The 4,916-nt window shown below is 41.9% G+C and carries 8 protein-coding genes; 5 read left to right on the plus strand and 3 right to left on the minus strand.

Features of this window, described 5'->3' with window-relative positions; genetic code table 11:
• Positions 1-12: 12 nt before the first annotated feature.
• The 3 genes from OU793_RS23545 to OU793_RS23555 all read right to left on the minus strand — a co-directional run bounded on the left by OU793_RS23545 (position 13) and on the right by OU793_RS23555 (position 2,395).
• Positions 13-858 carry a hypothetical protein gene (locus OU793_RS23545; RefSeq protein ID WP_159408251.1) on the minus strand — a complete coding sequence of 282 codons (846 nt, stop codon included), beginning with the start codon at positions 856-858 and terminating at the stop codon, positions 13-15.
• Between the two features lie 429 nt (positions 859-1,287).
• Positions 1,288-1,911, minus strand: a complete 624-nt coding sequence (locus tag OU793_RS23550) for a S24 family peptidase (RefSeq protein ID WP_159408250.1) — start codon at positions 1,909-1,911, stop codon at positions 1,288-1,290.
• Positions 1,912-2,134: 223 nt separating this feature from the next.
• Complete coding sequence (locus tag OU793_RS23555) at positions 2,135-2,395, minus strand: helix-turn-helix domain-containing protein (protein ID WP_159408249.1); 261 nt, start codon at positions 2,393-2,395, stop codon at positions 2,135-2,137.
• A 393-nt stretch (positions 2,396-2,788) separates the two neighbouring features.
• Here OU793_RS23555 and OU793_RS23560 point away from each other — a divergent pair, with 393 nt between their 5' ends.
• The 5 genes from OU793_RS23560 to OU793_RS23580 all read left to right on the plus strand — a co-directional run.
• Positions 2,789-2,968: a TraY domain-containing protein gene (locus OU793_RS23560; protein ID WP_045422855.1), complete on the plus strand. Its 180-nt coding sequence runs from the start codon at positions 2,789-2,791 to the stop codon at positions 2,966-2,968.
• 367 nt (positions 2,969-3,335) lie between these two features.
• Positions 3,336-3,740: a hypothetical protein gene (locus OU793_RS23565; protein ID WP_159408248.1), complete on the plus strand. Its 405-nt coding sequence runs from the start codon at positions 3,336-3,338 to the stop codon at positions 3,738-3,740.
• Positions 3,741-3,978: 238 nt separating this feature from the next.
• A complete protein-coding gene (locus tag OU793_RS23570; protein ID WP_159408247.1) occupies positions 3,979-4,149 on the plus strand; it encodes a hypothetical protein in 171 nt (56 codons plus the stop codon).
• A gap of 162 nt (positions 4,150-4,311) precedes the next feature.
• Entirely contained in the window at positions 4,312-4,458 is a 147-nt protein-coding gene (locus tag OU793_RS23575) for a hypothetical protein (protein ID WP_159408246.1), read from the plus strand.
• A 270-nt stretch (positions 4,459-4,728) separates the two neighbouring features.
• On the plus strand, positions 4,729-4,916 hold a 188-nt coding region (locus OU793_RS23580; RefSeq protein WP_274647866.1), incomplete at its 3' end, for a type IV conjugative transfer system pilin TraA.

A 4,916-nucleotide genomic window follows, 5' to 3' on the forward strand; every position in this document is an offset into this window, starting at 1 on the left:
TACGTTCAACATTTAGTGGGGTGAAAAGGCAGGGGTAGGGCAGAATGCTTGAAAGATGGACGCTGTAGCATCAGCATAACCATCAAGTTTTTTACCGTTGTAGATCTCTTGGACTTTCTTAGCGATGTCTCGGAATGACAACCACTTGAAACAAAGTCCTTTACTCTCATGACGCTTACGAGTTGCCAAGATAAGCTCTACAATGTTTGGGTAACGCACAACTTTAAGATCAGAGAAAAAACGCTCTGTTAGCTGCTTGTAAGCAGGAGCGCTACGAACCGCGCCTTCTTCTTCATCGACGTTCACGTTAATACGTTCGCAATGCAAATAGCCAGCTCGGCGTAAATACTTTAACGCCTTCGCAAACGACTTTGGTGCAATGTACTCACCAAAACGTAAAGCATAATCTTCCTGAACTTGATCCCAACTGATGGTTTTAATACCCGCTTCTGTCGGCTCACCAATGCGGCCACCAATCAAATCCGTGTTGACCAAGATACACGCCAGAACCCGAGCGATGTTCGTGCGACACTGGATGTTATTCACACCATCACCTCCCCAAGCATAAAGAGCAGGAAAGCGTTTTTTGTTCGTGATCAACTCTTCACACGCTTTTAAGATGCGCGCAAATTCTTGCGGTAAGGTTTCGACGATACCATCACGGCGCAAACGACGAGATCTAAATGCGATCAGAAAGGTGGTTTTAGGCTTTTTGGCATTTTCTGCCGCAACAACGGCCTTGTGTAGCTCAATTAGTTCATGTTTACGCGCCTTACGACGAGCACGATACGCGGCTTCTGTTGCCGCTTTCTGGACTTTTTGAGGGTCTTGTGAAAGGCAATACCTAGATGAGTGCATCAAAACATACCCCCGCAGAACACAAGTGCATTCGCATTAGAGAGGCGTGCTCATTAACGAAATAGCTTGGACTGAGAGTATGCGGTGATATGCGGCGCCACAGGCGTAAAAATTTGAATAGATTCATATTAGGTTCCAAGTGATTTAAATGTGTTTCAGGTGCTAATCCAAAACACGTTGATCTCAATCTAATTGAAACGATCAAAAAGATCAAGTCATTGTTTTACAGGCACAAAAAAAGCGCCACACTTGGAAGGGCGCTTTTGTTTGCGAATGCTATATAGTTGGATTAGCGGTCCAACACACTCTAAACTCTTGAAAAATACACTACACAGGAAACTGTGTAGCAACAGTGCGTTGTGTAATGCACTTTGTGCATCAAGAATCTGTAACGATTATAGGTAAAGTTACTTTAAGATGCAACCTCTTTTAAGCCTCAATAGTAGATGAATACCAAAATACCTGTCCAATAACTTCTAGTTCATTTGCTAAATCTTTTTTTGAATAAACTTCATCGTCAAACTGCTCGTTGTAACTACGAACAATTATAGAGTCTGGAGTTTCAATCAAAATCTTAACTCTTAGTAAATCTCCTTGTCGTATTACATACATTAGACCGTCTTTGATATTTTTAACGCAGGGGTTCAACGCAATAACTGATCCATTTGTCAATACAGGCTCCATAGACCTACCTGTCACTTTAATACAACATAGATTATCTTTACACGTTTGCCGAGCAATAATCTTCTTTGGAATTGGAGTTTTCTCTGCCCCTTCATCATCCGTCATACTCCCATTCCCCGCAGATGCTTGAACTTCAGAATAATAACTAACCATAACAACTTCACAGTGTGCCCCATCTCCATTGAGCAACCATGCAGCACTACACTCCAAGAGTTCTGCCAGTTTATTCAAAGATTCACCAACTGGAGTACTATGACCTAGTTCCCACCGTGAAACTGCAACTTTAGAGACCCCTACAAATTCTGAAACAGCTTTTTGGGTCAATCCTTTTATTTTTCGCTGTTGTCGAAGGCGATTTGAAAACTTCATATTACCTATAGTTATCTTTAACGATTCAATCGTTATTTTTTGATCTAGTCCTCATATAACGATAAGAATAGATATAACTAAATGGTTATATTGTTTACTTTGTCGATTTTATTGTTTACCCTTCATTGGGCGATTTTTAATCTGATTCAAGTAATTCTGTTTCTTCAAGCTTAGAGCTGACGGAACAGGTTGGGCGTTGTAAGCAATGGCAGGTGGTGACGGTTCATTCGATGGAGATGATTTCAGTTGGTTCACTACGTGTTTTCTTAGATTGATGACGATGAGAGACAATGCTAGTCAGCGTGGCAATATCACAATCAAGTGCAAAGGCTACAGCACACAACGTATCAAACTTGGGGTTAGCTGTACCACTTTCTAATTGCGACATCCGCGTTCGACTAATTTGCGCAGCAGAGGCAGCTTCAGCTTGAGTGATGTTTCTCGAAAGACGGATGAATTTTATGCGTTCACCAAGGGCTCGCATTTGCTCTTCGTATAAGTTCATTAGAGGGTAGGGGAGTTGAAAATTTCCCTCTATCTACTTGATTTAACCGGAATAGAAAACATCCAACGAAAGATCCTGTTAAGTACACTTAACTGGGTTCCTAAAAAAGAGTAAATAATAGATGTCTAACTCAAGTTTATCTGTATCAGCAGGCATACAAAACGCAAACGTCACGCTCAATAATGAACAACAACAAAGAAATGACTGTGATTTTATATACAATCACAGACAGTTAAACGCAGTTAACATCACTATGTTTTATATGTATTAATTTTGTTGGTGCCTTAAAGGCTGGTCGAAAGACGAGTGCTAAAAGCCTTATAAACCATACCAATAAAAATAGAACTTACCCTCAACTTCAATGGGTTATGTATGAGTTGGAAACCAAAACCAGAAAGTGACGAAAAAGGGGTTGGTATCTCTTTTAAACTTTCAACCGACACGGATGACATCTTAACCATGTCGGCAAGGCGTTCAGAAAGAGCAAAGAAGCGCGAGGCGAAACTTCGATTAGAAGATCACCTACGTCGCTTCCCTAACTGGACGTTATAACGCAATTTTCTTTTGGCATGTCACTTTTTGGGCTGTATGAAGGGCATATCAAAAAACAAACATGGTCAATGGACGTGGCTTCGCGGGCAGGGATAGACCTTAATCTAACCCAACTTAAAAACGAGCATGTGGGCGCCAATTTGAGAAGCAATATGGGCAGGCGCTGGCCGATACCGTCAGGGTCGGGAGTATGTCAAGGAAGCTTAACTGGCAAGTTAAGTGGACGCCACGAGTATTCATTGCTAGGTACTCATAAGCCCGTATAGCAAGGAACGGGCACGTAAGTTCGTGCTCTTTCCTTTGTGTTTTGCATCAAAACCAAAACACAAAGGAAACCAAATAACCAACATGAACCAAGGAGGCCTTCGTGTTGAAAATCATTTTCGCAAAAACAGTATTGAATGACCCCTCGGAACTAGTTGGGTTGTCCAATTCTAGCTTTACAATTAAACGCATCAAAACTTTCGGTCAAACCGTTAACTCTAAAACTTTATTTGCTGCACTTATCGAATCAGAAAACGGTAAGATCTCTTGGACAAACGGCGAATACGAAGACTTTGACATCATCAAACTCCACGAAGCTCAACTACGAAAAAGCACAACGCCACCCGAAATGACATCAACATTTCGGGGTAAAAAATACAGTCGAAGCCTCCGGCGATATAAGCAAAATGAAAGGAAGTGCATCTTATCAGAAAAAACCTGGACACGTTTCTTCAAACCTAAACATCTCCTTCAAGCTGTTGAGATTTATGGTGTCAACCATGGTTAACACATATATTCACACAACATCTGAACTAAACCGATTCCTATTACGCTCCGACATACGTAATAACGTCTTTACTGTCACTTTTCGAAAAGGGAGTTACGACGGCATCATTCATCACTCAAAATGCGGCAGATCAACAGCGTCCGATTTGTGGGGACGTACGTCATTTATCCAAGCAGTCCATTAACTCAATTCTGTACGGTTAAATAACAATCAAACTCTTTCAAGCAGGAGTATCATCATGACTCAAATGTCTCGCACCGAATTCAAAGAACTCTATCGCTCACGTAAAGACTTTGTTCCTCCACGTAACAAAAAACGCGCCGACGCTCGTCGCCAAATCGAAATCATCAACGAACTACGTGAACTTGGCTTAAGTCCAAAACGTGACGCTTCGATGTCGTCGCATTGATTAGAGGGGAAAACGATGCAAAAGACTCTCTGTTTATCCATATTGTCTCTATTGGCGTTTTTGTTAGTGCTTTGGTTTGCAGGTTGTACAGATAGCACTTTGATTCATTCACCATTTAAGTAATGAACGTTCTTAATGCCATTCATAAAAATAGGAGATCGTATGCCTGGCCGTTTAGTTTGTTATGGAATTGGCATTCTAACGGGAATGCCTTTACTTTTTGGCGTTGTAACCGTCGATAGTCCAATCTTGTTTGGACTTAATATCATTGCAGTTCTGCTCATCACTTTCATTGGTGATTTCATTTAATCAAGGTTTGTGCTGGCTGCTATATGCTCGCATGTAGAGACAGTGCAAATCAGACAGAGCGAAGCGGCGTCAGTCCATGCTTTCGCTTTTCCACACCTCCTTCGCACCTTTCATTCGGTGCTCCTTACTCTCGAATATTTGCCTTTCGCAAGTGCTCGGAGCCTTTTAGAAAGTCCTTCTTTCTGAACCTTTATCGCGCTTAGCCTTTTCGGTGAACGGCGCTTTTTGTCATGCGTCTCTCTTTCAGATGCTTACCAAGGAAATCAAAAAATGAACACAAAAACCTTTCAACACTCTTTCATGCTTCGCGCCTACGTCTTTATCGCAGCATGGCTCGCTAGCGCTTGCCCTGCTTGGGCGACGGACTTGTTTGCTAGTGGTAAAGATACCGTTAAAAACACCGTCGGCACCGACTCTTCTGGCGAGTTCTACATTCTTGTTGCTGGTCTTATCGGCGG

Source organism: Vibrio sp. VP6 (assembly GCF_028823755.1).
Lineage (GTDB): Bacteria > Pseudomonadota > Gammaproteobacteria > Enterobacterales > Vibrionaceae > Vibrio > Vibrio parahaemolyticus.